This window comes from Nonomuraea sp. H19, assembly GCF_052068215.1.
In the GTDB taxonomy this organism is placed as follows: Bacteria; Actinomycetota; Actinomycetes; order Streptosporangiales; family Streptosporangiaceae; genus Nonomuraea.
In genome coordinates, this window is sequence record NZ_JBQHCV010000013.1 from 16,895 (window position 1) to 41,754 (window position 24,860).

Genomic DNA, 24,860 nt, shown 5'->3' on the forward strand with positions numbered 1-24,860 from the left:
GGAGGTTCGTGATGGCACAGCGAACGGTCGCCGTGGCTTCGGCCAGCGGCTTGCACGCCCGTCCCGCCAAGCTGTTCGTGCAGGCGGCGGTCAAGCTGGGGGTGCCGGTGACGGTCCGGCTCGGGGAGAAGTCCGTCCCGGCCAAGAGCATGCTGGGGGTGCTGTCGCTGGGGGCGGTGCGCGGCACGGAGGTGACGCTGGAGGCGGACGGGCCGGGGGCGGAGGAGGCGCTGGACGCGCTCGCGGCGCTGCTCGCCCGCGACCTGGACGCGGAAGAGGCCCTCGATGCCTGACCCCACCCGCACCGGCACCCCTGCCGGGAGCATCACGCACGACCCCGGCACCGGCGCGGCCTCCCCGGGTGCGGCGTCCCCTGGGGGCGGCTCGTGGGCGGGTGCCGTTGGGCGGCTCACCGGGCTCGGCGTCAGTCAGGGGCAGGCGGCGGGACCGGTGATCCGGATGGCCGGACCGCCCGCACTGCCCGCGCCCCGCCCGGTGACAGACGGCGCCGCCGAGGCGGCCGCGGTCGTCAAGGCGCTGGAAGCGGTGGCGGCCGACCTCAACCAGCGCGCCGCCGCCGCCCGCGCCGCCGCCCGCGCCGCCGCCGCGACGGAGGTGAAGGGCTCAGCCGTCGAGGCGGCGGAGATCCTCGAGGCGCTCGCCATGATCGCCGATGACCCGACGCTGCGGGAGGAGGCGGAGGGGCGGGCCCGAAGCGGGCTCGACGCGGTGCACGCCCTGGACGCCGCCTTCACCCACCACCGGGACGCCCTCGCCGCGCTCGGCGGCTATCTGGCCGAGCGGGCCGCCGACCTGGACGACCTCAAGCACCGGGCGGTGGCGTTCGCACTGGACCTGCCCATGCCGGGCCTGCCCGCCCCCGGCCACCCGTACGTGCTGGTGGCCGAGGACCTCTCCCCCGCCGACACCGCGGGCCTGGGCCCCGACGTGCTGGCGCTGATCACGCAGCGCGGCGGCCCCACGAGCCACACCGCCATCCTCGCCCGCGGCCGGGGCCTGCCGGCGGTGGTGGCCTGCCACGGGATCCTGGACGTCCCCGACGGCACGGTCGTCGGCGTGGACGGCACCACCGGCGAGGTCGCCGTCGGCCTCACCGAGGACGAGGCGGCCGAGGTCAGGGAGCGCGACCGCGCCGAGAAGGCCAGGCTGGCGGCGAGCAGCGGTCCCGGCAGGACCGCCGACGGCCACCCCGTGAAGCTCCTGCTCAACATCGGCGCGGCGGCGGACCTGCGGCCGGACGCGGAGGGCGTGGGCCTGTTCCGCACGGAGTTCCTCTTCCTGGACCGCAAGCAGCCGCCCTCGTTCGAGGAGCAGGTGAGCGCCTACGCGGAGGTGTTCGCCCAGGCGGAGAGCGTGATCGTGCGCACGCTCGACGCGGGCACCGACAAGCCGCTCCCCTTCCTCGGCCTGCCGGACGAGCCGAACCCGGCCTTGGGCGTACGCGGCCTGCGCGTGGACCGGCTGCTGCCGGACGTCCTGGACACCCAGCTCCACGCGATCGCCGAGGCGGCCCGGGCCACGGGCGCGCAGGCGTGGGTGATGGCGCCCATGGTCACCACCATCGCGGAGGCGACCGGTTTCGCCCGCCGCGCCCGGGCGAAGGGCATAGCCAAGGTGGGCGTGATGGTCGAGGTCCCGGCCGCGGCGCTGCGGGCCGGGCAGTTGCTGCGGGAGGCGGACTTCCTCAGCATCGGCACCAACGACCTGGCCCAGTACACCTTCGCCGCCGACCGCCAGCACTCCGCCCTGGCCGACCTCCTCGACCCCCGCCAGCCGGCCCTGCTGCAGCTGATCGCGATGTGCGCCGAGGCGGGGCGGGAGGCGGGCAAGCCGGTCGGCGTGTGCGGCGAGGCGGCCGGCGACCCGCTGCTGGCGCCCCTGCTGGTGGGCCTGGGGGTGACGAGCCTGTCCATGGCCCCCGTGTGCGTCCCCGCCGTACGGGAGGCCCTGGCCCGGCTCACCCTGGAGGAGTGCCGCGAGCGCGCCCGGGCCGCGCTCTACTGACGGCTCACGGGCGCCGGCGCAGGCTCGGGCCGGACAGCTGCGGCGGCTGCCAGCCCGCGTCGGCCGGGTTGAGGGTGACGCCGGGCGGGACGATCTCGTCGATCCGGTCGAGCACGTCGTCGCTCAGGCGCACCTCTGTGGCGGCGAGCTGGCCCTCCAGATGCTCCATGGTGCGCGGCCCGATGATGGCCGAGGTCACCGCCCGATGCCGGATCGTGAACGCGATGGACAACTCGACCAGCGTGATCCCGGCCTCCTCGGCCAGCACGGCGAGTCGCTCGACCGCGTCCAGCTTGCGCTGGTTGACCTCCCGCGTCATGTCGTACCGGTCGGGCAGCCGCTGCGCCCTGCGCGTTTGCGGCAAGTCCTGCCCCTTGCGGTACCGGCCGCTCAGCCAGCCGCCGGCGAGCGGGCTCCAGACGATCACGCCCATGCCGTACTGCTCCGCCACCGGCAGCACGTCGGCCTCGATGCCGCGGACGAGCGGCGAGTACGGCGGCTGCTCGCACACGAACCGCTCCAGCCCCCGCCGCTCCGCCGCCCACTGCGCCTCGACCATCTGGTGGGCGGGGGAGGTGGAACTGCCGATTTGACGCGCTCGCCGCCATGAACGGCGACGATTCAGCCTGTGCCGCATACGCGACACTTCTGCGGCTTCCTGCTTCATCGACCTGCGCCACCGGGGTGGTCTAACCGGGTCTCCACAGGCTTTCGAGCCTCACGGCTCCGTTCCCGCCCGTCCGGCGGTACCTGACACGATGAAGCTACCAGACGCCGATCCGCCTCGGCGGCGAATCGGCTGTCCTTGCCCCGCTACGCGGGCTGGTCGGCTTCACCCCCGGCGTGAACGCCCGGAGCACTGCCGACGATTCCGGTAGACGTCAGCGGTGTCGATGAAGTTGACGCCCGAGTCGAGCGCGCGGTCGATGATTCCGGCCACCTCGTCGGGATCGGACTCGCCCCACCCCCCGAACATCATCGCGCCCAGGCAGAGGGGGCTGACCTTCAGACCAGTACGTCCGAGTACACGATATTCAGTCACGGTTTCACTCTGTTGCAACGAAGTTGATGATGGGCGTGTCGCCGGAGACGAGCTCCAGCGTCTGACCTGCCGTGCCCGGGTTGTCCAGCAGCGCCACGATGACGGCGGCCACGTCGTCGCGCGGCACCGAGCCGGGCGGAACCTCAGGAGCCAGCCGCACCAGGCCGGTGCCCGGCTCGTCGGTCAGGCGGCCCGGCCGGAGGATCGTCCAGGCCAGGTCGCGGGAGCGCAGGTCCTCCTCGGCCTCCGTCTTCGCCTCGATGTACGCGGCCCACACCTCGTCCCGGCCCGGCGCGGGCGGTTTGCCGGCGCCCATGGAGGAGATCTGGATGAACCGCCGCGCGCCCGCCCGTTCGGCCGCGTCGGCGAGCAGCACGGACGCGGCCCGGTCCACGGTGTCCTTGCGGGCCGCTCCGCTGCCCGGCCCGGCGCCCGCCGCGAACACCACGGCGTCGGCGCCCCGGAGGATGCCGGCCACCTCGTCGACGGTCGCCTGCTCCAGGTCGCACACGACGGCCTCGGCGCCCGTGGCCTCGACGTCGGGGACGTGGGCGGGGTTGCGCACCAGGCCCACCGCACCGGATTTGAGGCGCTCGGCCAGGCGTAGCGCGATCTTCCCATGGCCACCTGCGATGATGATCCGCATAGTTCGTCATGGTGTCATAGGGCCCATGAGCGACTTCCCGCAGGCCCCCACCCCGGCGTTTCTGTTCGACCTCGACGGCACCCTGATCGACAGCGTCTACCAGCACGTCATCGCCTGGAGGCAGGCGCTGGCCGGGATGGGGATCGACACGGCTCATTACGGCGGGCAACTGTGGTGACGAAGTCCCCGCGAGAATACGCGACCAGCGGCGCATTGGGATGAGCGGCGGGTTGTTCGTCAGCGCGTTGCTGCGCGAGACCGGGCTGAAGCTGACGCGGGAGCAGATCGACGAGCTGCAGGTCACCCATGCGGAGGCGTACGAGCAGCAGGTGCACTCCGTCAAGCCGCTGCCGGGCGCGGCGGAGCTGCTGTCCGAGCTGACCGCGCGCGGCGTGCCGTGGGCGATCGCGACCAGCGGGTACGCCCGCGCGGCCAGGCTCGCGCTCGGCATGCTCGGGTTGCCGGAGGACACTCCTATGGTCACCCGCGATCTGGTGCGCAGGGCCAAGCCGGACCCCGACCTGTTCCTCGCCGGTGCGGCAGTGGTCCAGGTGGATCCCCGGCATGCCATGGTGGTGGGCGACAGCGTCTGGGACCTGCTCGCCGCCCGCCGGGCTGGCGCGGTCTCATTACGGAGGGCGACAATGGTGACGAAGTCCCCGCGAGATTACGCGACCAGCGGTGGGTACGGCAGGGACGAGCTCGAACGGGCCGGGGCTTTCCGGGTGTACGCCGATCCTGCTGACATGCTGGACAGGCTCGATGAGCTCGGCGTGCGGTTCGCAGACTGAGAATCGGAATATCCTGCCGAACCCACGGGCTGGATCAGGCGTATCCCCCAAAGAGGAGCATTTAATGGACTTGGCAGACATCGGCGTCACCGGCCTGGCCACCATGGGGCGCAACCTGGCACGGAACCTGGCCAGGCACGGGTACGCGGTGGCGGTGCACAACCGCTCGCACGGCCGTACCCAGCAGCTGGTCAAGGAGTTCGGCGGGGAGGGCACGTTCGTGCCGTCCGAGGAGCTCGCCGGCTTCGTGGCCTCACTGAAGCGGCCGCGGCGGGCGATCATCATGGTGAAGGCGGGCGCGGGCACCGACGCGGTGATCGACCAGCTCGCCGACCTGATGGAGCCGGGCGACATGATCGTCGACGGCGGCAACGCGCACTTCGAGGACACCAGGCGGCGCGAGGCCGCGCTGCGTGAGCGGGGCATCCACTTCGTCGGCACCGGCATCTCCGGCGGCGAGGAGGGCGCGCTGCTCGGCCCGAGCATCATGCCGGGCGGGTCGAAGGAGTCGTGGGAGGCGCTCGGCCCGATCCTGCAGGACATCTCGGCCAAGGTGGACGGCGTGCCGTGTTCGGTGCACGTGGGCCCCGACGGTGCCGGGCATTTCGTGAAGATGGTGCACAACGGCATCGAATACTCGGACATGCAGCTCATCGCCGAGTCGTACGACCTGCTCCGCCAGGCCCTCGGCGCGACGCCGGCCGAGCTGGCCGAGGTGTTCCGGGAGTGGAACCGCGGCGATCTGGACTCGTACCTGATCGAGATCACCGCTGAGGTGCTCGAGCAGGTGGACGCCGAGACGGGCAAGCCGTTCGTGGACATCGTGGTGGACCAGGCCGAGCAGAAGGGCACCGGCCGCTGGACCGTGCAGAGCGCGCTCGACCTGGGCGTTCCGGTGACGGGCATCGCGGAGGCGACGTTCGCCCGCGCGCTGTCCGGCCACCCGGAGCAGCGGGCCGCCGCCGCGTCGCTGCGGGGGCCGAAGCTGTCCGGGGTCGGCGGGCGCGAGCTGATCGAGGACGTGCGGCAGGCGCTGTACGCCTCCAAGATCGTGGCCTACGCCCAGGGCTTCGACCAGATGGCCGCAGCCTCGAAGGAGTACGGCTGGGATCTGGACCTGGGCGCGATGGCCACCATCTGGCGTGGCGGGTGCATCATCAGGGCCAAGTTCCTGGACCGGATCCGGGCCGCGTACGACGCGAACCCGGGGCTGGCGACGCTGCTGGCCGACCCGGCCTTCGCGGCGGCGCTGGACACGGCGCAGGAGGCGTGGCGGCGGGTGGTGACCACGGCCGTGCAGATCGGCGTGCCGACGCCGGGGTTCTCCTCGGCGCTGGCGTACTACGACGGGCTGCGGCGCGATCGGCTCCCGGCCGCGCTGGTGCAGGGTCTGCGGGACTTTTTCGGCGCGCACACGTATCTGCGCGTCGACAAGGAGGGCGCCTTCCACACCGACTGGTCCGGCGACCGCACGGAACGCCCGGCCTGACAACCCACACACGTACGGCCCGCTCCGGAGGGAGCGGGCCGCGGCGTGCCCTGCCGGGCACGCCGCCTCGAACGGTGCTCAGAACTTCACGCCGAACGTCGTGAAGAACCAGAGCGACGAGGTCAGCCAGAGGCCGACCAGCGCGGTGAAGGCCAGCCCGCCGAGGACGGGGAACGCCCAGCTGGGAATCCCCCGCCTGGGCAGCGCCAGCATCTTGGTGGTGAAGACCCCGTAGAAGAAGCAGCCCACGATGGAGTGCATCATCACCCGGGGCGAGTCGTAGCGCGCGCCCAGGGCGTAGAGGCAGTGGAAGGCCACCGGCAGCGTCAGCAGGAACGCCAGCCGGCCCGACCAGCGGTGCAGGCCGCTGATCAGGGGCAGGTTCAGCGGGCTCCGGCGCCACATCGTCCGGGCGGAGAAGATCTGGACCGCGGCGAGGACGAGCGCCCCCGTGGTCAGCCAGGCCTTCATCGGGAGCGCGCCGGAGAAGCCCGCGACGCTGACGGCGTGCCCGGTGGGCTGGTGCATCCCGCCGTAGAGGCCGAGGACGACCGCGACGAGCGCGCCCCAGGCAAGCGGCAGGAGCAGCAGGAGGGTGCTCGGCCTGCGGATGGCTTGCGCGGTGTCCATTAGAGCCCTCCGATGAATTCGTCGACGTCCTGGGGGTCGATCTCCGCGCCGTTGATCAGCGTGGGCTGTCCCGGCTCGGGGATCTCCGCCGGAATCAGCTCGCCGTCCAGGGTCGCGGCGCCGACCCTGGACCCATCGGGCAGGTAGATCCATCCGGCCCGGAGTTTCGCGCCCCGGATCAGCGCGGTCGCCCGGTAGAGGCCGGACGGCTTGCGCACCGTCGCCAGGGTGAAGTCCCAGCGATCCGCGCCGATCGACAACTCTCCGGTGGCCTTGCCGCCGGCGAGCGCGGCGGTCACGGTGGCGCCGCCGAAGCCCTCCAGTGACACCTCTCCATCGGCGGCCGTGCCCTGGAACCAGGCTTCGGTCTTGCCGTCGCAGAAGTACCCGATCGCCTTGGCGTCGCGGATGGAGATCGCCAGGAGCCCGCGGGTCCCCGGGACCCTCCCCGCGTAGTCGACGCGGACGTCCTTGGCGGCGGGCGTGGTGCTAGGCTCCGCGGCTGCGGGCGTGGTACTCGGCTCGGCGGCGGGCGTGCTGCTCGGCTCCGGGTCGGCGGGCGTGCTGCTCGGCTCCGGGTCGGCGGGGTCTTGCCGTTCCGCCGGCGTGTCCGGTCTCGTGGACGCCGTGGTCGTGCCGTCGGCGGCGGGCTGTGGCGCGGGTGACGTGGTGCTGCTGAGCGCTGCCAGGGCGACCGTGGTCGCCATGCCCGCCAGCAGCGTGAGGATGGGGCCGGCCCTCGTCATGGTCTCCTGCTTGGGATCGTGTGAGCGTATGCCTGTGCGTACGCGCGAACCGCGAATGCGGTTCACCGATCCAGCGATCGATTGCCCGGCCCGGGGGGCGGCGGGGTCAGCGGCCGCCGATGCCGGCCGCGTTCGCCACCGCCGTCACCACGCAGAAGCCGACCGGCCCGGCGGTGTCGTGCAGGGTGACGTGGCCGGTCGCGACACCGCCGGCGCTGAGGTGCCCGGTGGATTCCAGGCCGATGATGTCGCCCTCCGGAAGCCTGGCGAGCGTCAGCGTGTAGTCGGCGTTGATGTATCGCAGCCCGGCCGATCCCACGTTGCTGAGCGGGCTGGCGAAGTCGGCGGCCAGCGCGGCGCGTACGAACGGGGTCACGGGCTCGTCTTCCACCAGCGGATGCGTGTCGCGCATCCACACCCTCCCGGGCCCAGGCGCGCCCCACTCGGTCAGCCGCCACAGGTCGAACGGCGGCGTCCAGCCCTGCCCCTCGACCGGCGGCCCGTCCGGCGCCGGCTCCTCCCACGCGGGCGTGACGATCGTCTGCTCACCGCCGGGCTGCTCACCCTGCCTCAGCAACACGGCGCTCGCCCGCCCGATCACGCCCTGCTCGGTGGCGATCGTCGCGTCGGCGACGCGGATCCTGCGCCCGTCCCTGACCAGCGCCGTCTCCACGGTGACGGGCAGCATCGGGCTGTTGCGGAACAGGTCGACGGTCAGCCGGGCGAAGTGCAGCCCCGGCTCGGCGTACCGCTCCTCGAGGGCGCGGGCGGCCAGCCCGCCGAGCAGCCGGCCGTGGAGCATGTCGGGGGACCAGGGGCCGCGGGCGTGCGGTGCGGGCACCAGCTCGTCGCGTTTGCGCGTGAAGAACGCTGAAGACACAGAATCAGATTCTAGAGGAGAGCAGCCGCCGCCCGAGGACGCGCAGCCGCTCTCGCAGCTCGGCCGGTTCGAGCACCTCGAAGTCCACGTCCAGGAAGGCCACCACCACGGCCATCAGGTGCAGGTCGTCGCCGCGCAGCGTGAGTGAGCGCGCCACCCCGCCCCGCCCGACGGGTGGATTTCCGCCGGGCGCGGGCCTTAAGCTCCAGCAATGCGCGATCTAGGTGAGGACCCCCGGCCCGCTCGGGGCGCGGTACGCGAGATCCATGCCCTCAACGGGGCCGTCACCCTGGCCTACTCCCCCGACCTGGACGGCCTGGCCGACCCGGGGGAGATCGTCTGGGCCTGGGTGCCGTACGAGGAGGACCCGGCACGGGGCAAGGACCGCCCCCTGCTGATCGTGGGCCGCACCGGTCGCAGGCTGCTGGGCATGATGCTGTCCAGCAAGGGCGACGACGGCCCGGATTGGCTGGAGCTCGGACCGTGGGGACGCGACGGACGGGTGTCGTACGTGCGGCTGGACCGGGTATTCGTGCTGGACGAGGACGACATCCGGCGCGAGGGCGCGGTGCTCGACGTCGACCGCTTCGCCCGGGTGGCGGCCAAGCTCATGAAGAGCCACGGGTGGACCGCGGCCCGGTAGCCGCCCGGCGTTCCGGTCTCAAAGGGGCACGATCAGCGCTTCGGGCCGGCCGGCGGGGAAGGCCCAGACGTGCTTGCCCGCCGCGATCACCAGCGCGAGCGGCCCCTCCAGCCCGAGCGGGATCCTGCGGAGCGCCACACCGGCGGCCGGGGCCAGCGCGAACACGTCTCGTTCCGCTCCCGCCAGGACCCCGTTGGCGCAGACGAGGAACGGCATCGGCCCCTCCGGCGCGCCCGTGGTCCGCCGCGGCTCGCCCGACCATGTGGACACGCGCAGCAACCTCCCGGTCACGCTGATCCACACGGAGCCCGCGCACACGGTCATGCCGCCGCGCCGGCGTGGCCCGAGGTCCACCTCTCTGGGGCCGCCACGCAGCATGGTGTCCCATCTGGAGGTCCACCACAGCCGCATTCCCTCCACGGCGCACTGGTCCAGTCCCGGCAGCTCCACCGGTTCCCCCAGGCAGCCGGGTTCGACCAGCCTGCGCGCCAGGCCGGCGGCGACCGCCCAGATCTCCCCGCCGCCCGCGAGCACCCGGCCGTCGAAGAGCGTGCTGGCGAGTGGGGCGCCGCAGGGGTCGAGCCAGTAGACCCGGTCGCCCGCGGTCCCCGCCAGCGTCCCCGCCATCGAGCCCTCGGACAACGAGCTCATGTGCGCCGTCCCCGCGAACGTCCTCGGCACCATCACGGTCTCGGCCAGCGTGCCGGGGACGCCCGCCGCACCGGCCACCGTCCCCGGCACCGCCGCCAGGGACCGTAACTCCGGCAGCCGCGCCCCGTCGTCCGGCCGCCGGGCTCCGGCCTCCGCGTCCAGTGGCGCGCCGGACGCGGTGTACGCCCGCACTCCGCCGGGCCCCGCACACCAGACGGTGGTCCCGTCCGACGCGGCTGCCCGCACGGGGCACGGCAGGTCGATCTTCGTGACGGCACCGTCCATGCGCCGACCTTAACCGCCCGGGTCCTGCACCGCAGCACCTGACCGCGCCGCCCGCATCACCGATGTGGAGACCGGCAGGTGGCCGGCGCTGCCCGCAGTGAGCACCCGGAATCAGCGGACTCGCCCGCGCGGCTTGAGCCGCGTGGCGGGCAGGACGGGCGCGGGGAGCGGCGCCCCGTCGAAGCCTTCGACGGCGCCGAACCCCTCGCCCTCCATCCACTCCTTGCGGTACGCGGCGATCTCGTCGTGGGAGCGGCCGACGAAGTTCCACCACATCACGATCTCCTCGCCGAACGGCTCGCCGCCGATCAGCAGCACCCGCCCGCGCCCGGACAGCCGCACCCCGGCCCGCCCCGGCGGCAGGTAGACGAGCGGACCCCGGTCGAGCTCGTCCACCGCGCCGTCGAGCAGCAGCAGCCCATGCTCGAACGCCGGGTCCAGGGGCACCTCGGCCGCGCCGCCGACCAGCACTTCGGCGCCGACGAGCGGGCTGTATGCGGTGGCGGGCGAGGTCACCCCGCCGAGCGACCCCATGACCACGGTGGCCCGGAATCCGGCTCCGTCCAGCACGGGCAGCGTCGGGTGGTGCTCGAACGCGGGGCCGGTGTGCCGGTGCTCGCCGGGCAGCGCCACCCACAGCTGCACGCCGTGCAGCACCGTCTCCGGCGACTCCTCCGAGTGCGAGATGCCGCGACCGGCCGTCATCAGGTTGAGCTGTCCCGGGCGTACCTGCCGCAGGCTGCCCAGGCTGTCGCGGTGCAGCACCTCGCCCGCGAGCAGCCAGCTCACCGTCTGCAGGCCGGTGTGCGGGTGCGGCGGCACCCGCATCGCGGCCCGCTCCGGGCCGTAGGCGTCGACGAAACACCAGGCACCGATCATGCGCCGGTGCACGCCCGGCAGGGTCCTGCTCACCGCCATCGCGCGCGGCCCGCCGAGCGGCACCTCGCGTCCCATCAGCACTTCGCGGCCCGCTCCGGCCTCGGCGCCGCACTGGATCTCCTGCGGATCCCGTTCCAGGTTGCTCACGCCAAGACTGTACGCCGTACCGCTAGCCCAGGGTCTCCCACCAGCCCTCCACCGCCTGGACGGCGGCGGTGTCGACGGCCTCACCCGGTCGCGGCACGACGATCTTGACGTCGCGGGCCTTGGCCTCGCGCCACAGCCGCTCCACCGGCTCCGCCCACGGGTGCAGCGCCAGCGTGAACGTCGCCCAGTGCACCGGCAGCAGCAGCGAGCCGCCGAGGTCCAGCTGGGCGTTGACGGCCTCCTCCGGGTTCATGTGGATGTCCGGCCAGGCGGGGCTGTAGGCGCCGATCGGCATCAGCGTCAGGTCGAACGGCCCGTGTGCCGACCCGATGGCGCGATAGCCCGCGAAATATCCGGAGTCGCCCGCGTAGAACACCCGCTTGCTCGCCCCCGCGACCACCCAGGACCCCCACAACGTGTCGTTGCGGTGGAACGAGCGCCCCGAGAAGTGGCGGGCCGCCGTGGCGACGAAGCGCAGCCCCGCCACCTGGGCCTCCTCGTCCCAGTCGAGCTCGATGATCCGGTACGCGGGCACGCCCCACCGCTCCAGGTGTGCCCCGATGCCCAGCGGCACCAGGAACGGCGCCTTCTGCGTACGGGTCAGCGAGCGCACGGTCGCCAGGTCGAGGTGGTCGTAGTGGTCGTGCGAGATCGCGATCGCGTCGATCTCCGGCAGCTCGCCGATCGTCACGGGCACCGGGTGGTGCCGCTTGGGGCCGACGAGCTGCGAGGGCGAGGGGCGCCTGCTCCACACCGGGTCGAACAGCACCCGCTTGCCCTCGATCTCCACGAGCGTGGAGGCGTGGCCGTACCAGACGGCGCGCAGGCCGTCGGCGGGCGGCGGGGCGGACGGCGGGATCCGCAGCGGCACCGGGCCGCCGGGCCGGCGCTGCTCCCTGTCTTTGGCCAGCTCGCCGAGCAGGTTCACGGGCGGCCTGGTCATCAACGTCGTCGCCTCGGGCATCGGGTTGAAAAAGGTGCCGTCCTTGAACTGCGGCGAGCGCCGCATCCTCGCCACCCGGTCAGGCCCCGAGTCCAGGGGCCGCGTGCCCAGCTCGGCGGGCACCTCGCGCAACACCCATCCGGCCGCGGCCAAAGCCGCGCCGCCCGCGAGGATCCGCCGTGCCGCCCGCATTCCTGCCATTCGCCACTCCTGGGAGGTCGTCCATCCCGCTCCGCTGAGCAGGGTTCCGCTTCTAAGATATGTCGCGATAGGTCAGACCGTCTTGATCGCTCCGCCGTCGATGACGTAGTCGGCGCCGTTGACGCTCCCGGCGTGCGGCGAGGCCAAGTACGTCACCAGCGCGGCGATCTCCTCCGGCGCGACGAATCTACCGGTTGTCATCCCCGTGTTCGATGGAAGCCCCGCCAGGAGCTCCTCGTGTCCGATGCCGAGGGAGGCGGCCAGCGCGGCGCCGTACCCGTCGGGGGCCTCCCAGAGCGCGGTGCGCGTGGCGCCGGGCGAGATCGTGACGGCCCGCACCCCGCGCGGCCCGAATTCCTCGGCCAGGGCCTTGCCGAACGCGGTCAGCGCCGCCTTCGCGGTGGTGTAGGTGATCGGCCCGGCGTGCGGCATGCGGGCGCCGTTGGAGGAGATGTTCACGATCGTGCCGCCCCGCCGCAGCAGGCTGGGCACGGCGGCCCTGGTGGCGCGCACGGCGCTGAGGAAGTTGAGATCGTACGCCTGCCGCCACTGCTCGTCGCCGAAGCCGAGGAAGCCGCCGAGCTGCCCCTCGCCGCCGTCGCCGCCGCCCACGTTGTTGACCAGCAGGTCGATCTCGCCCAGCTCGGCCAGCGCCCGGTCGATCAGCTCGGCGGGGCCGTGCGCGGTGGACAGGTCGGCCGCCACCGTGATCGCGCCGGTCTCCTTCAGCTCGGGTGAGATCGTCCGCGCGGCGGCCACGACGCGCATCCCCTCGCCCGCCAGCGCCCGCACGATCGCCAGGCCCACGCCTCTGCTGGCGCCGGTGACGACGGCCGTCTTGCCGGTGAGCCGCATGTCCATAGCTTCTCCTCATGAATTGCGTCATCTGTGACGCTTTGACTCTAGGACTTGCAACAGTGATGACGCAAGTTGATGGTGAACGGTGACGTTGCCGTACCCTGTGGGGTGTGAGTGAGACGACGCGGGCGATGCGGTCCGATGCGGCGCGGACGGTGCGGACGATCCTGGAGGCGGCCGAGAGCGTCCTCAGCAGGAACCCGGCGGCCAGCATGGAGCAGATCGCCGAGGCCGCGGGGGTGGCGCGCACGACGGTGCACCGGCGCTTCGCCTCGCGGGAGGCGCTGGTGGACGCGATGATCGCGTGGGCCACCCGGGAGTTCGCCGCCGCCGTGGATGCCGCCCACCCCGACACCACGCCGCCGCTGATCGCGCTCTACCAGGTCACGGCCAACGTGCTGCGGGTCAAGAGCGACTGGAGGTTCGCGATGAGCCGGGCGCTGTCGGCCGATCCCGAGGTGGCCAGGGTGCACGCGGACGTGGAGGCGCTCTGCGCCCGGCTCTTCACGAAGGCGCAGGCGGCGGGGGTGCTGCGTGCCGACGCGGACCCGGAGTGGGCCAGGCGGGTCTACTACGCGCTGATGCACGAGGCGGCCCAGAATCGCGACGCCGACCCCGACGCGCTCGCGGCACGCGTGGTGGACACGCTGCTACGGGGCGTCGGCACCGGGCAGGGCCTCGGATAGCCGCCGATCCTCGGGCGGCTTGCGGTCCGGGAAGGGCCAGGGATTCGGCCGGCAACCGTCAAGGGACTTCGACTGCTGCGCCATGACGGGGGCCAGGCGGCCGGGACCTGGGCAGGAGAGGTGGTGGTGTCCCAGGCTGTGGCCGACCTCGTGGTTGATCACATAGCGCCGGTACGCGGCCAGGTCGCCGCCGTACTGGGGGACGCCTTTCGCCCAGCGCAGGGCGTTGATGACGGAGCGGGAGCCGTTCCAGCAGGACAACTCGCCGCCGGTGTGCAGCGGGAGGCACTGGCGGTCGGTGAGGCGGGGGCTGGACAGGGCGACGCGGACGCGTACCGGGCCGTGGTCGACCCGCTGGAAGCGGGCCCAGCCGCGCGCGTCGTTGAGTATGCGGTGCACTTCGGCGGCGAACGCGCCGGCGTCGAACGGCAGGCCGCGCTCCACCTCCACGAGATACCGCAGCACGGGGCCCCGGCCCGGCCGGGCGGCGGCCCCGCCGCGCACGACCGCGTACCTGCCCGAGGCGGCGTACGGCACCCGCACGTGGCGCTTCGGCCGAGAGGGCGCGGGCGGACGGGAAGCCGCAGGAGGGCGGGATGCGGCGGAACGGCGGGGAGCGGGGGACGGGGCGGGCGCGGGCGGCTTCACGCCGCATTCGCCCACGATCAGGAGCGCCAGCATCAGCAGTGCGAACAGCGGCAACGCGGCCTCCCCACGAGATCACGGTGGGGAGGATTCCGATCCTACGTGCCTGCCCGTCATCATCTCCCGTGCCGCGCGGCCATCCGCCCGCCCAGCACGCCGGCCCGGCGCGCGCTCACCCCATGGGGGGCGCGTAGGGGGTGATGTCGATGGGCGGCTCCTCGCCGAGCGCGAGCGCGGCCGCGATCTTGCCGGTGAACGGGCCCGCCGTCAGGCCGTACGCGCTCAGGCCCGTCGCCACGACCACGCGATCGGTGAGCGGGCCGATGAGGGCGGAGCCGGGGGCGTACACCGGGCGCAGGCCCACCCTCGTCTCCGTCACCGTCGCGCCATACAGCCCCGGCGCCACCCGCAGCCCTGCCTCGATCACCTCTTCGAGCCCGCCTATCGTGACGCGGGGCGCGAACCCCACGTCCTCCACGGTCGCGCCGATCACGACCCGCGAATCGGGGAAACCCAGCAGGTACGGGCCGATCCTGGGCAGCACGATCGGCCACCACGCCGTGTCGATGCCCTCCAAAGTGGCGTGCAGGATCTGGCCCCGCCTCGGGAACACCGGCAGCTCCACGCCCAGCGGCCGGCACACCTGGCCCGCCCACGCCCCGGCGGCGACGATCACCATGTCGGCCTCGAGCGGGACGCCGTCATCGGCGAACTCGCGGCCGCCCATGGGGGCGGCTGGAGGCAGGTCAGGGGTCAGGGGGGCGGCCTGCCGCCAGGACGCGGTCTCGCCGCTCACGGCGGGCGTGGGCTGCCCGGCCTCTGCCGGCTCGGTCGTGGCGGCCTCCCCGGTGCCGGGGGGCGGTTCTTCGTCCGTGGGATGGAGGAGGACCTCGCCGTCCGGGGTCAGGCTCGAGGTGCCCGTACGGATCTCCGCGCCCTGGGCCACGGCGGCGCGCAGGAGCGCGTCGCGTACCGAGCAGCCGTCCACGCGGGCCGCGCCCGGCACCAGGATCGCGCTCAGGGTGTCCGACAGCGGCGGGAACAGCTCCGACGGTGTGGTCACGTCGGTGATGTCGCCCATTTCCGGCGCGTCGGGGTAGCGGCGGCGCAGCAGCGTCCGCACGGGCTCCAGATCGACCGGGTCCTCGCTCACCAGCAGCGCGCCGACCTTGGCGTACCCGATGTCCTCGCCCAGCGCCTCGACCAGGCCCGGGTAGTGGCGGGCGCCCTCGCGGGTCAGCCGGTACCAGTCGTCGTCCTCGGGATGATCCACCCACGGGCACACGATGCCCGCGCCCGCCTGCGTCGCCTCGCCCGGGTAACCGCCGTCCACCACGGTCACGGTCGCGCCCGCGCCGCTCAGGTAGTAGGCCGCGCCGGCGCCGACGATGCCGCTTCCGATCACCACAACACGCATAACCCCATGGTCCCAGCCGGGCTGACCTGTAACGATGACCGGGTCACCCACCTGCCGTGCAAAGACTCCGCCGTTGCCTTCTCCGCGCCTGGGCATGGGGCGATGCACCCATGCCTCCAGGGGCGGCAGGAAGCCCTGGGGCCCGTCCCCACCATCGTGGATCCGGGCCCTCCGGACTACGGGATTGCTCTCAGTTGCGGTGCGTGTAGGTGTAGACGACGTCCACGTTGGTGGCGTTCGACGGCACGTCCATCAGCAGGCGCACCATCTTGCCGGAGAAGTCGATCACCTGGATCTGCTGGTTGCCGGACGTGCCGTCGGGGCGTACCCAGCAGGCCAGATGGTTGTCGTCGTACCAGGTGGCCGCGCTGGAGCACGGCGACTCTATGCGTCGCAGCTCGGCGCCGCTCTGAGAGTCGTAGACGCAGTTGACGCCGACGCTCAGCCCGGGGCAGTCGGTGACGAACTTCTTGCCCGTCGGCGAGAACAGCGACTCCGCGATGCCCGAGCCCACGTTGGGGATGCGGCGCACCCGCTGCCCCTGGGCGTCGAAGAAGCGCAGGGCCTGCTGGTCGGCGTTGATCGCCATGGCGACCACGCCGGTGCCGGTGGGGTCGAAGCCGTACCTGATGCCTTTGAGCGAGCCCTCCCTGAGCGAGGCGACCGTGGCCTCGCGCGCGGTCACGTCCACGATGGCGAACCCGGTCGACTGCCAGACGTCCTTGACCGTGGTGCCGACGTTGAGCAGCACGCGGGTGCTGTCGCGCGACCACCCCTGCACGTACGCGCTGAGCGGCTTCCGCGAGGTCTTGACCGAGAACCGCTCGCCCGTCGTCTTGTCGGTGATGTCCACGGTGTCGTAGCCCTCGACGTAGTTCAAGGGACGCTGGACCAGGTAGCGGCCGTCCGGGGAGAGGATGCTCTCCAACGCCTGCGGATATTTCGTGAAAGGTCCGGTCGCGGAGTCGCGAGCGTAATACACCCAATACTTGGTCTTGGCGTCCCGCACCAGGTACGTGGTGAGCCGGACCGGGTCGGCCGGATTCTCGTAGACGGTGGCGTCGGCGCCGGAGAGCTTGACCGTGGTCAGGTTCGCGGTCGGGACCGGGGACGACGTGGGCGTGGGCGACATGAGCGTGGACGGCGTGCCGGCGGTGGGCGCCTGACCGGACTGGGCCTGTTTCTTGACGGGCACGTCGACGACGCTGACCACGACGATGGCCACGGCCGCGACCAGCGCGACGGCGGCCGCGCTCGCCCCGATCACCCAGCCCTTCCCGCTGCGGGCGGGGCGCTGCGGCGGGCCGTACAGCAGCTGCTGGGGCGCCTGCTGGAACGGGGGCGGCTGGAACGACGGGTGCCCCGCGGCGGGCTGAGAGGGCGGCGGCAAGCCGAACGGCTGCGGCCCCGGCCCTCCGGAGCCGGGAGGCTGCGAACCCGCGGCCGCGGAGCCCGGGGGCAGCCACGCCGCGGACCCGGGGCCGGGAGGCGACATTCCCAGCGGCGGAGTGCCGGGAGGCGAGGCTCCCGGCGGCGGAGCGCCGGGAGGCTGCCACGGGGCCGGTGCGCCGCCGCCCACGACGGCCGCCGCCTGCTGGAGCTCGTCCGGGTTGGAGGTGGCCGGGTGCTCCAGGAGGCGGAGGATCACCTGCTCGGCGGTCGGGCGCCGGGCCGGGTCCTTCGACAGGCACGCCGCGACCAGCTCGCGCAGCGGCCCGCTCAGCCGAGCCAGATCAGGCTCGCCGTAGAGCACCCGCTGAATGATCGCCGGCACGTTCTCGGCCTGGAACGGGCCCGCGCCACTGGCGGCGAACACCATCGTGCTCGCCCAGGCGAACATGTCGGCCGCCGGCCCGGCGGGGTGGGCGAGGATCTGCTCGGGCGCCATGAACGCCGGGGTGCCCACCGGCGTGGTCGTGATGGTGGAGGTCGCGTCGAGCGCCCTGGCGATGCCGAAATCGATCACCCGCGGGCCCTCGCCGCCGAGCAGCACGTTGCCGGGGCCGAAGTCGCGGTGCACGATGCCGGCCTGGTGGATGGCGGCCAGCGCGGTGGCGGTGCCGATGGCCAGCCGGTGCAGCGCCGACTCCGTCCGCGGCCCCTCCTTGGTCACCGCCTGCTGCAGCGACGGCCCGTCCACGTACTCGCTGACGATGAAAGGTCTCTCCTCGTGGACACCGGTGGCCAGCACTTTCGCGGTGCAGAACGGCGCCACGCGCTGGGAGACCGCGGCCTCGCGGGCGAAGCGCTCCGCCGCCACCGCGTCACCGGCCAGATGGGGCCGCAGCCACTTGACGGCCGCCTGTCCCCCCTGCGCGTCGGCGCCTAAATAGACGACGCCCTGCCCGCCCTCTCCCAGCCGCCCCCGGATCTCGTAACCTCCGAGATGGGTGGGGTCTCCCGGTCTGAGCTCAGTTATCGACGGCATGACGGGATTATCAGCGCAGAATCTTGCAAATCACTTTCACCGGTGGCCGAAGCAGGTGGGCGGCGGCCGGCGATGCTGCGCTGCTCGGCGTCACGTCCTTTCTTCCTCCGCCGTATGACGCGACGAATCCGCAGGCCAGTTCTCCAGCAGGATGTGGAGGCCGTCGAGGGCCCGCGCCCAGGACCTCTGCACGTCGCGGGAATGGCGGAATCCCCCGTTGGCCTCCAGGGTGATGTAGCCATGGAAGGCGCTGCGCAGCAGGCGGCCCGCGTCGGTCAGGTCCGGCTCGACCAGCCGGTATGCGCGCAGCATCGCGTGGGTCAGCTCGATGGTGCGGGCGTGGACGGTGGACTGGGCGAGGACGGCGGGGTCCAGCTGGACCGCCTGGGTCGCCACGTAGCGGCCGGGGTGGGCCAGCGCGTAGTCCCGGTAGGCGTTGGCGAACGCGGCCATGGTGTCCTTCCCGGACCGGCCCGCGACCGCCGCGGCGATGCCCGTGCCGGCCGCCTGATCGATGCCGTGCGCAAGTGCCTGGCAGCTGCTTGAGCCACCTGGGGCCTTGCGGGCAGGGGAGAGGGAGTTCACGCCTCTCCCTCCTAGTACACCGAGACGTGCGGGTGGTCGTAGTGGTTGGCGGTGTTGCCGCCGCGGTCCGACATGGTGCGCCAGGCGCCGGTGCGGACGTGCCAGATGCGCTGGCGGTAGATCACGTACATGATGCCGAGGCGTTTGGCGTTCTTGACCACCCAAGCGGCGATCTGGTCGCCCCGCTTCAGCTCCGCCGCCGACGGCATCGCGCCGCCCCGGCTGAGCATGAAGTCGCACGCCCGGCCGAGCGGATGCTCGCCGCCGTCCTGGATCTGCCGGTAGCACCCGATCCCGTACGGCACCTCGAACCGCTCCTGGACGAGCTGCTTGACCAGCGCCATCCGCGGCGTGATGTGGTCGGCCCCCTGAGGCAGCTGCGGTACGAACGTGCCGTCGGGACGCAACCCCGGCGCCGTGTAGAGCTGGTCGATCTTGTCCTTGATCCGCTCGATCTGCTTCTCGGCCTTGCCCTTGCGCTCCTCCAGCTCCCCGACCGTCTGGTCGAGCTCCTTCGCGCGGGCGGCGGCCTCGTCCTTGGCCTGCTGCTGGGCGTCCCTGACCTGGGCGAACCCGCGCAGCTTGGCGTCCTGGAGCGCGATGACGTGCTGCGTGAGCGCCATCCTCGCGAGCAGAACGGACGGGTCCTGCCGGTTGCCGGTGAGCATGGCGAACTGGTTGGGCTCGCCGCCGGTGTACTGGGCCACGGCCATCGCCCTGAGCTCGACGGAGTGGCGGTCGAAGGTCTCTTGGGCGGCGGCCAGCTTCGCCCGTGCTGATTTTTCGACCTTTTCCGCTTTCTGGTGGGTGATGCGGCTGTTGTAGTAGTCGGCGATGAGCTTGTCCGACTCCTTCTGGAGCCCGGCCAGCTCCTTCTTGAGCTGCTTCACCGTGGGCTTGGGCTCGGCTAGCGCGGGCGACGGCAGCAGGATCCCCGTGACGAGAACGGCGACGATGCCGCGCATGGGACCCCGTAGCCGGCCGGCGGGGGACGCAACCGCCACTCTTCTCCTCAAACCCAAAACCGCAGGGCACGTTCCGGTCAGGAGCTATTCAGCCCGGGGGACGCCCTCTATCCGACGCTCGATCGTAGAGGATCCCGCGTCCCCGCATGCAAATCACGGCTCCCGGGTATCGCGCGGGCGGCGCGTCCTGCGTACCACGATCTGCCGTCCGAGCAGCACCGAGCCGGGCACCACGATCAGCCCGAGCAGGCTGGAGCCCAGTTCCAGGCCGAGGCCGGCGTCCAGCAGCCCGTCGCCTTCGCCGCTGAGCGGCGGCACGTTGAGCGAGACCCCGACGGAGACGGAGATGAGCGGATCCCGGTTCCTGGTGGGTGGCGGTGTGCTGGGGTCGGGCGCGCTCGTGGTCGGCGGCGGGTCGTCGTCCGGCGGATCGCTGTCGGGCGGGTCGGGCGGCCGGGTGGTGGGCGCGCTGGTGGGGGGCGTGCTGGTGGGGGGCCGGGTGCTCGGCCGCGGCTCCTGCGAACGCGTCGGCCGTCCGGTCGTCGGCCCGCTGGTCGGCTCCCGCGTGGCCGGGGGTGGCTCGGTGCCGGGCCGGCTCGCGGTCGGCGGTGGGCCGCCGGTGGGCGGCGCGGTCGGGTACGCGCTCGGCCCAGCGGTGAGGGTGAACGGCGGCGTGCCCGAAAGGGACTCGCGCGGCGTGGGGAGGGCGGACGTGGGCGTGACGGGCTGAGGCGTGACGGCCGGGGCGGACGTGACGGGCGGGAGCGCGACGCCGCTCTCCAGCTCTGGCGGCTCGTTCCAGATCACGAACGTCGACACCACCGCCGCCGCGGTCGCCAGCACCAGCCCGCCGGTCACCGCGAGCTTCGTCGCCGGCGCGAGCGAGCTCTGGAACAGGCTCGTGGAGGCGCCGTCCGGCAGCGCCTGCGCCTTGGGCAGCAGCGCGGCCAGCGGCACGATCAGGATCCCGAGCCCGGCCCGGCCCCGTTCCTCCCAGTCCGCGCCGTACGCGGCCAGCGCCACGTCCTCCAGCTCGGCCAGGAACGCCTCGGCCGACTCCGGTCGCGCGGCCGGATCCTTGGCCAGCCCGTGCGCGACGAGCGGCCGCAGCGGCTCCTCGACCTCCTCCAGCGGCGGCACGGCGTGCTGGTGCTGGTAGGCGAGGGCGGCCACGTTCTCGCCGGCGAAGGCCCGGTGGCCGGCCAGGCACTCGAAGAACACCAGCGTGGCGGCGTACACGTCGGTCGCCGGGCCGGCCGGGGCGTCCTCCCACTGCTCGGGCGCCATGTAGGGGGGCGTGCCGACCAGGGCCGCCCGCTCCCCGAAGTGGGTCGCCACCCCGAAGTCGACGAGCTTGCTCTCGCCGTCCCGCGTGACGAGCACGTTCTCGGGTTTGAAGTCGCGATGCACCACCCCGTGCCGGTGCGCCTCGGCCAGCCCGAGCAGCGCGCCCTTCAGCACCACGAGCGCGGCCTCCGCGCCGGTCCGGCCCTCGTGCTCCAGCAGCCGCCGCAGCGTGATGCCGTCGACCAGCTCCATGACGATGACGGCGTCGTCCTGGGACTCGACGTAGTCGAGCAGGCGGGCGGTGTGCGGGCTGTCGATCTCCTTGATGAGGCCGGCCTCCGCGCGGAACCTCTCGCGGAACCCCTCGTCCGTGCGCACCTGCTCGGATAAGTGCTTGATCGCGACTGCCAGGCCGTCGGAGTCGCGTACGGCGAGCATCACCCGTCCCGTCCCGCCGTGGCCGAGTTCCCGGATCTCGGTGTAACCGGGAACATCCATGTGCGGACCTCCTGACCGGATAAAGATCCTTATGTCAGGAAGCTAACCTGGGGTCACACCGCGTGTCGAGCCCCTTCGCATGGGTGACCGCAGCCCTGTTTCAATCGATATTTTTACTACTCCCTATAGTAGGTTCGTGTCTCTGAACGATCATCTCCGCCACTGGCTCGGCGCCTGGCCGCCGCGCGAGAAACTGCACGTCGTCGGGTCTGAGCTGCGTACACTGCCGGGCTGGGACGGCCACGTGCTCCCGGCGCTCGGCGTGGGCGGGCCGGAGGGCGCGGTCCTGTCCGTCCCGCCGCCGCACGTCGCCCGGGTGGCCGCCGCGCGGTCGCCGCAGGAGGTGCCGGCACTGGTCGGGTACGGCGAGCGCAGCTGGTTCCAGGCCGTCTACCGCTGGACCACGAGCCCGGCCCCGCTGGAGGACGCCGGCGAGTGGCTGCCCGCCACCGCGCCCCGGGTCCCGGAGTGGCTGCATCCCTTCGGCGGCGAGGTCCTGGTGGCGGTCGATCCCGGCACGGGCGAGCATCTGGCGGGAGTGGGGATCAAGCGGCACGACGCGTACGGGCACGAGCTTTCGGTCGTCACCGCCCCGGCCGCCCGGGGGCGCGGCCTGGCCAGGCGCCTGGTGGCGCAGGCGGCGCGGCGGGTGCTGGACGAGGGGGCGGTGCCGACGTACATGCACGCCGTCACCAACGCCGCCTCGGCCGCGGTCGCCACGGCGGCGGGCTTCCCGGAGCTGGGCTGGACGGCTTTCGGCGTCGCGGAACGCTGATCGGCAGAGCGTCGCGGAACGCTGACCGGCGGGGACCGAAGAGCGCGCCCGGCAGGGGCCGAAGAGCGCTCCCGGCTCAGGCGGCGGGGTGGGCCGGATGGGCGGTCAGGTAGGCGCGGACGTTGCGGGCGGCTGAGCGGCCGGCCCGGTTGGCGCCTATCGTGCTGGCGGACGGGCCGTAGCCGACGAGCTGGAGCGCCGGCTCCTTGATGACCTGCGTGCCGTCCACCTTGATGCCGCCGCCCGGTTCCCTGAGGCGCAGCGGGGCGAGGTGGTCGAGGGCGGAGCGGAAGCCGGTGGCCCAGACGATCGTGTCCGCGTCCAGGTGCCGCCCGTCCGGCCACGCGACTCCGTACCTGGTGATGCGGTGGAACATCGGGAGCCGTTCCAGAGCGCCCTTCGCCAGCGCCTGCCGTACGACGGGCGTGTAGCCGAGCCCGGTGACGCCGACGACGCTCTGCGGCGGGAGCCCGGCGCGCACGCGCTGCTCGACCATGGCGACGGCCTCGCGCCTGGCGTGCTCGCCGAAGTCGTCATCCCGGAAGACCGGCGGCCGCCGTGTCACCCATGCCGTGGCGGCGGCGACCCCGGCGATCTCGGACAGCACGTGCATCGCCGACGCCCCGCCGCCGACCACGACCACTCGCCGCCCCGCGAACTCCGCAGGCCCCCGGTAGCTCGCGTAGTGGAGCTGCCGTCCCTCGAACGCGGCCGCGCCCGGATAGTACGGCCAGTACGGGCGCGTCCACGTCCCGGTCGCGTTCACCACGGCCCGGGCCGTCCACTCCCCCGCGTCCGTCCCGACCACCAGCCGGCCGTCCGCGCCGTGGCGTACGGCGCTCACCTGGACCGGGCGCACGACGTCCAGCCCGACGCGCGCCTCGTAGTCGCCGTAGTACGCGGGCACCACCTCGGCGGCGGGCCGCCCGCCGTCCGCGCCGGGCGGGCGGTGGACGCCCGGCAGGTCGAAGATGCCGTGGACCTTGTCCATGGTCAGCGAGGGCGACCGGTGCCGCCAGGCCCCTCCGGGACCCGCGGCCGCGTCCAGGACGACCGGCTCGAACCCGAACCGGTCCAGGAAGTACGCGCTGGACAGTCCCGCCTGCCCGGCGCCGATCACCACGACGTCGCTCTCCTCCACGATCAGATGGAACCGCCGCGGTCCCTCTGCTCTTCCCGTGTCCCGTGAGCCATCGCCCATCCAGGCGCCGGGCAAGGCCGCGGCGTCGTGGAATTCGATGCGCACCCACCAGCCGGAGCCGCGCTGGGGGCGTTCTGCTCGGCGGCGTCACGCACGCCGGTCGGCCGTCAGAGCGTCAGCGCGGACTGGAAGGCGTCCCGGTGCCGGGCGAGGTGCTCGATCTCGGCGCGGTAGAGCCGGTCGTCGCCCCGGGCCACGTGGCTGGCGAAGCCCTCGTGCCCGGCGGCGGCCTGCTCGTGCATGTGCGCCACCAGATGATCGAGACGCGCCTGCGCGGTGCCGGTCAGCGCGCGCCTGGCGGCGTCGTCGAGACCGTACGCGTCGGCGAACAGCCGCAGCCGCCGGGCCTGCTCCGCCACCGGGTACGTCGCCGTCAAACCGGGGTCGGACAGCGGCACGAACCGGTAGGCGGCGTAGGCCACGTCCCAGACGCGCGGCCCGGGGTGAGCCGTGTCGAAGTCGATGAAGGCGACCGGCAGCCCGTCGCGGAAGACGGTGTTGTACGGGGCGACGTCGCCGTGACAGATGACCTCGGGGGGGCTCTGCGGCGGGAAGTACCAGTCCATGTCCGGATTTTTCGGGAAATCGGCGGTGGCGTCGTGGAAGTCCCGCAGCAGCCTGGCGACGGTGACCAGCGTCGCGTCCAGCAGCACCCACTCCGGCAGCGGATAGCCGGGGACGTCGCCGGGCACGAAGTCGAGGATCTCCCGCCCCTCGCCGTCGATCCCGTGGCTCCTCGGCGCGCCGGTGAACCCGCGCGCCGCCAGGTGCCCGAGCAGGGCGTGCACCGCGGGCGTCCAGGGACCCACGGGCCGCCGCACCGTGTCGCCCACCCTGACGACGTGGTTGACGCCACCGCCGGTCAGCACCTGCTCATCCACTGTGCGGCTCCTCCGTTGATCGCCCGCAGGCCAGTGTGCCATGCGGTACGGACCCGCCGCCGCGCGCCGCCGAACCGGGGTCAGCGGCGGGCGCCGAACGCCACGGCCGTCGTGCCCGCGATCGCCGTCACCAGCACGACCATGACCAGGAGGGTCTTCAGCGGGTGTGCGCGCCGTGGCGCCGGCGCGACCGGCTTGCTGTGAACGCGAGACGTCACGGTGGGCGTGGGTGTGGGCGTGGGCGAGGGCGTCGGGGCAGGGGCCGGCACGGGCGCCGCGCGGCGGGGGGCCAGGTGCGGAACCCCGCGCGGGCACTGCCCTATCTGGACCCGCTCTCCGCACACCGCGCCCTCATAGATCGTCATCCCAGGCACCGCGACCTTGGGAGCCGGCCGCCGCTTTCCCGTTGGGCGGGCGGAGATCGACACCCCGGGATCCGGCGACCGCCACACCTTCACACCCGGCACCGACCCGCCGCGATCCACCGGGACCTTCCTGGGCGGCACCGGCGGGCGTACCGAAGGCGGGCCCACCGTCAGCTCGGACGGCGGCTCCGGGTCGGCGGCCGCAGGACCGGCGGCGCTCAGCGCGACCAGGGCGGCGGCGAGCATCAGCGGCGCGCGCCTGACGCCCACG

The 24,860-nt window shown here is 73.0% G+C and carries 28 protein-coding genes; 8 read left to right on the top strand and 20 right to left on the bottom strand.

Features of this window, described 5'->3' with window-relative positions; translation table 11 throughout:
* The first annotated feature begins 11 nt into the window (after nt 1-11).
* Together ACTMTI_RS27695 and ptsP are read left to right on the top strand one after the other, a co-directional pair.
* Nucleotides 12-293, top strand: coding sequence for an HPr family phosphocarrier protein (locus tag ACTMTI_RS27695; protein ID WP_441123460.1), 282 nt, complete (start codon nt 12-14; stop codon nt 291-293).
* Complete coding sequence (gene ptsP, locus ACTMTI_RS27700; protein ID WP_441123461.1) at nt 286-2,025, top strand: phosphoenolpyruvate--protein phosphotransferase; 1,740 nt, start codon at nt 286-288, stop codon at nt 2,023-2,025. Before ACTMTI_RS27695 ends, ptsP begins: the two co-directional genes overlap by 8 nt.
* Nucleotides 2,026-2,029: 4 nt before the next feature.
* Here the strand turns inward: ptsP and ACTMTI_RS27705 are convergent, their stop codons facing one another.
* The 3 genes from ACTMTI_RS27705 to ACTMTI_RS27715 all read right to left on the bottom strand — a co-directional run bounded on the left by ACTMTI_RS27705 (nt 2,030) and on the right by ACTMTI_RS27715 (nt 3,713).
* A complete protein-coding gene (locus ACTMTI_RS27705; RefSeq protein WP_441123462.1) occupies nt 2,030-2,692 on the bottom strand; it encodes an aldo/keto reductase in 663 nt (220 codons plus the stop codon).
* Between the two features lie 165 nt (nt 2,693-2,857).
* Entirely contained in the window at nt 2,858-3,067 is a 210-nt protein-coding gene (locus tag ACTMTI_RS27710; protein ID WP_441123463.1) for an aldo/keto reductase, read from the bottom strand.
* A gap of 4 nt (nt 3,068-3,071) precedes the next feature.
* Complete coding sequence (locus ACTMTI_RS27715; RefSeq protein WP_441123464.1) at nt 3,072-3,713, bottom strand: SDR family oxidoreductase; 642 nt, start codon at nt 3,711-3,713, stop codon at nt 3,072-3,074.
* Between the two features lie 25 nt (nt 3,714-3,738).
* On the opposite strand from ACTMTI_RS27715, the gene ACTMTI_RS27720 reads away from it, so the two are divergent.
* The 3 genes from ACTMTI_RS27720 (at nt 3,739) to gndA (ending at nt 5,993) form a co-directional block, all read left to right on the top strand.
* Nucleotides 3,739-3,891 carry a hypothetical protein gene (locus ACTMTI_RS27720; RefSeq protein ID WP_441123465.1) on the top strand — a complete coding sequence of 51 codons (153 nt, stop codon included), beginning with the start codon at nt 3,739-3,741 and terminating at the stop codon, nt 3,889-3,891.
* 40 nt (nt 3,892-3,931) lie between these two features.
* Nucleotides 3,932-4,504, top strand: coding sequence for an HAD family hydrolase (locus ACTMTI_RS27725; RefSeq protein ID WP_441123466.1), 573 nt, complete (start codon nt 3,932-3,934; stop codon nt 4,502-4,504).
* Nucleotides 4,505-4,568: 64 nt separating this feature from the next.
* Entirely contained in the window at nt 4,569-5,993 is a 1,425-nt protein-coding gene (gene gndA, locus ACTMTI_RS27730) for an NADP-dependent phosphogluconate dehydrogenase (protein ID WP_441123467.1), read from the top strand.
* Nucleotides 5,994-6,071: 78 nt separating this feature from the next.
* Here gndA and ACTMTI_RS27735 read toward each other — a convergent pair whose 3' ends face one another.
* The 4 genes from ACTMTI_RS27735 to ACTMTI_RS27750 all read right to left on the bottom strand — a co-directional run bounded on the left by ACTMTI_RS27735 (nt 6,072) and on the right by ACTMTI_RS27750 (nt 8,406).
* Nucleotides 6,072-6,623, bottom strand: coding sequence for a DUF6529 family protein (locus ACTMTI_RS27735; RefSeq protein WP_441123468.1), 552 nt, complete (start codon nt 6,621-6,623; stop codon nt 6,072-6,074).
* Nucleotides 6,623-7,369, bottom strand: coding sequence for a hypothetical protein (locus tag ACTMTI_RS27740; protein ID WP_441123469.1), 747 nt, complete (start codon nt 7,367-7,369; stop codon nt 6,623-6,625). The genes ACTMTI_RS27735 and ACTMTI_RS27740 overlap by 1 nt, the downstream gene beginning before the upstream one ends.
* 106 nt (nt 7,370-7,475) lie before the next feature.
* On the bottom strand, nt 7,476-8,249 hold the full coding sequence (locus tag ACTMTI_RS27745) for an acyl-CoA thioesterase domain-containing protein (RefSeq protein WP_441123470.1): 774 nt from the start codon (nt 8,247-8,249) through the stop codon (nt 7,476-7,478).
* Between the two features lie 4 nt (nt 8,250-8,253).
* Nucleotides 8,254-8,406, bottom strand: coding sequence for a hypothetical protein (locus ACTMTI_RS27750; RefSeq protein WP_441123471.1), 153 nt, complete (start codon nt 8,404-8,406; stop codon nt 8,254-8,256).
* Nucleotides 8,407-8,460: 54 nt separating this feature from the next.
* Here ACTMTI_RS27750 and ACTMTI_RS27755 point away from each other — a divergent pair, with 54 nt between their 5' ends.
* The gene (locus tag ACTMTI_RS27755; RefSeq protein ID WP_441123472.1) at nt 8,461-8,892 is read left to right on the top strand and encodes a type II toxin-antitoxin system PemK/MazF family toxin; all 432 of its coding nucleotides are present in this window, start codon (nt 8,461-8,463) and stop codon (nt 8,890-8,892) included.
* An 18-nt stretch (nt 8,893-8,910) separates the two neighbouring features.
* Here the strand turns inward: ACTMTI_RS27755 and ACTMTI_RS27760 are convergent, their stop codons facing one another.
* The 4 genes from ACTMTI_RS27760 to ACTMTI_RS27775 form a co-directional block, all read right to left on the bottom strand.
* Complete coding sequence (locus tag ACTMTI_RS27760; protein ID WP_441123473.1) at nt 8,911-9,828, bottom strand: hypothetical protein; 918 nt, start codon at nt 9,826-9,828, stop codon at nt 8,911-8,913.
* A 111-nt stretch (nt 9,829-9,939) separates the two neighbouring features.
* Complete coding sequence (locus ACTMTI_RS27765; RefSeq protein WP_441123474.1) at nt 9,940-10,854, bottom strand: pirin family protein; 915 nt, start codon at nt 10,852-10,854, stop codon at nt 9,940-9,942.
* A gap of 22 nt (nt 10,855-10,876) precedes the next feature.
* Nucleotides 10,877-11,998: an MBL fold metallo-hydrolase gene (locus ACTMTI_RS27770; protein ID WP_441123475.1), complete on the bottom strand. Its 1,122-nt coding sequence runs from the start codon at nt 11,996-11,998 to the stop codon at nt 10,877-10,879.
* Nucleotides 11,999-12,070: 72 nt separating this feature from the next.
* On the bottom strand, nt 12,071-12,859 hold the full coding sequence (locus ACTMTI_RS27775) for an SDR family NAD(P)-dependent oxidoreductase (RefSeq protein WP_441123476.1): 789 nt from the start codon (nt 12,857-12,859) through the stop codon (nt 12,071-12,073).
* A 107-nt stretch (nt 12,860-12,966) separates the two neighbouring features.
* On the opposite strand from ACTMTI_RS27775, the gene ACTMTI_RS27780 reads away from it, so the two are divergent.
* On the top strand, nt 12,967-13,542 hold the full coding sequence (locus ACTMTI_RS27780; RefSeq protein WP_441123477.1) for a TetR/AcrR family transcriptional regulator: 576 nt from the start codon (nt 12,967-12,969) through the stop codon (nt 13,540-13,542).
* Here ACTMTI_RS27780 and ACTMTI_RS27785 read toward each other — a convergent pair.
* From ACTMTI_RS27785 to ACTMTI_RS27810, 6 genes are all read right to left on the bottom strand, one after another.
* Complete coding sequence (locus ACTMTI_RS27785; RefSeq protein WP_441123478.1) at nt 13,507-14,244, bottom strand: DUF3152 domain-containing protein; 738 nt, start codon at nt 14,242-14,244, stop codon at nt 13,507-13,509. The genes ACTMTI_RS27780 and ACTMTI_RS27785 overlap by 36 nt on opposite strands.
* Nucleotides 14,245-14,359: 115 nt before the next feature.
* Complete coding sequence (locus ACTMTI_RS27790; protein WP_441123479.1) at nt 14,360-15,604, bottom strand: NAD(P)/FAD-dependent oxidoreductase; 1,245 nt, start codon at nt 15,602-15,604, stop codon at nt 14,360-14,362.
* Nucleotides 15,605-15,794: 190 nt separating this feature from the next.
* Nucleotides 15,795-18,032 (bottom strand): serine/threonine protein kinase, encoded by a 2,238-nt coding sequence (locus ACTMTI_RS27795; protein WP_441123480.1) that lies wholly within the window; start codon nt 18,030-18,032, stop codon nt 15,795-15,797.
* A 90-nt stretch (nt 18,033-18,122) separates the two neighbouring features.
* Nucleotides 18,123-18,617, bottom strand: coding sequence for a TetR-like C-terminal domain-containing protein (locus ACTMTI_RS27800; RefSeq protein ID WP_441123481.1), 495 nt, complete (start codon nt 18,615-18,617; stop codon nt 18,123-18,125).
* Between the two features lie 11 nt (nt 18,618-18,628).
* The gene (locus tag ACTMTI_RS27805; RefSeq protein WP_441123482.1) at nt 18,629-19,621 is read right to left on the bottom strand and encodes a coiled-coil domain-containing protein; all 993 of its coding nucleotides are present in this window, start codon (nt 19,619-19,621) and stop codon (nt 18,629-18,631) included.
* Nucleotides 19,622-19,735: 114 nt separating this feature from the next.
* The gene (locus ACTMTI_RS27810) at nt 19,736-21,367 is read right to left on the bottom strand and encodes a serine/threonine-protein kinase (protein ID WP_441123483.1); all 1,632 of its coding nucleotides are present in this window, start codon (nt 21,365-21,367) and stop codon (nt 19,736-19,738) included.
* Nucleotides 21,368-21,503: 136 nt separating this feature from the next.
* On the opposite strand from ACTMTI_RS27810, the gene ACTMTI_RS27815 reads away from it, so the two are divergent.
* The gene (locus ACTMTI_RS27815; RefSeq protein WP_441123484.1) at nt 21,504-22,142 is read left to right on the top strand and encodes a GNAT family N-acetyltransferase; all 639 of its coding nucleotides are present in this window, start codon (nt 21,504-21,506) and stop codon (nt 22,140-22,142) included.
* A gap of 76 nt (nt 22,143-22,218) precedes the next feature.
* On the opposite strand, the gene ACTMTI_RS27820 is transcribed toward ACTMTI_RS27815, so the two are convergent.
* The 3 genes from ACTMTI_RS27820 to ACTMTI_RS27830 form a co-directional block, all read right to left on the bottom strand.
* A complete protein-coding gene (locus ACTMTI_RS27820; RefSeq protein WP_441123485.1) occupies nt 22,219-23,283 on the bottom strand; it encodes an NAD(P)-binding domain-containing protein in 1,065 nt (354 codons plus the stop codon).
* Between the two features lie 167 nt (nt 23,284-23,450).
* A complete protein-coding gene (locus ACTMTI_RS27825; RefSeq protein WP_441123486.1) occupies nt 23,451-24,224 on the bottom strand; it encodes a phosphotransferase enzyme family protein in 774 nt (257 codons plus the stop codon).
* A gap of 80 nt (nt 24,225-24,304) precedes the next feature.
* The gene (locus ACTMTI_RS27830) at nt 24,305-24,859 is read right to left on the bottom strand and encodes a hypothetical protein (RefSeq protein ID WP_441123487.1); all 555 of its coding nucleotides are present in this window, start codon (nt 24,857-24,859) and stop codon (nt 24,305-24,307) included.
* Nucleotide 24,860 lies beyond the last annotated feature (1 nt).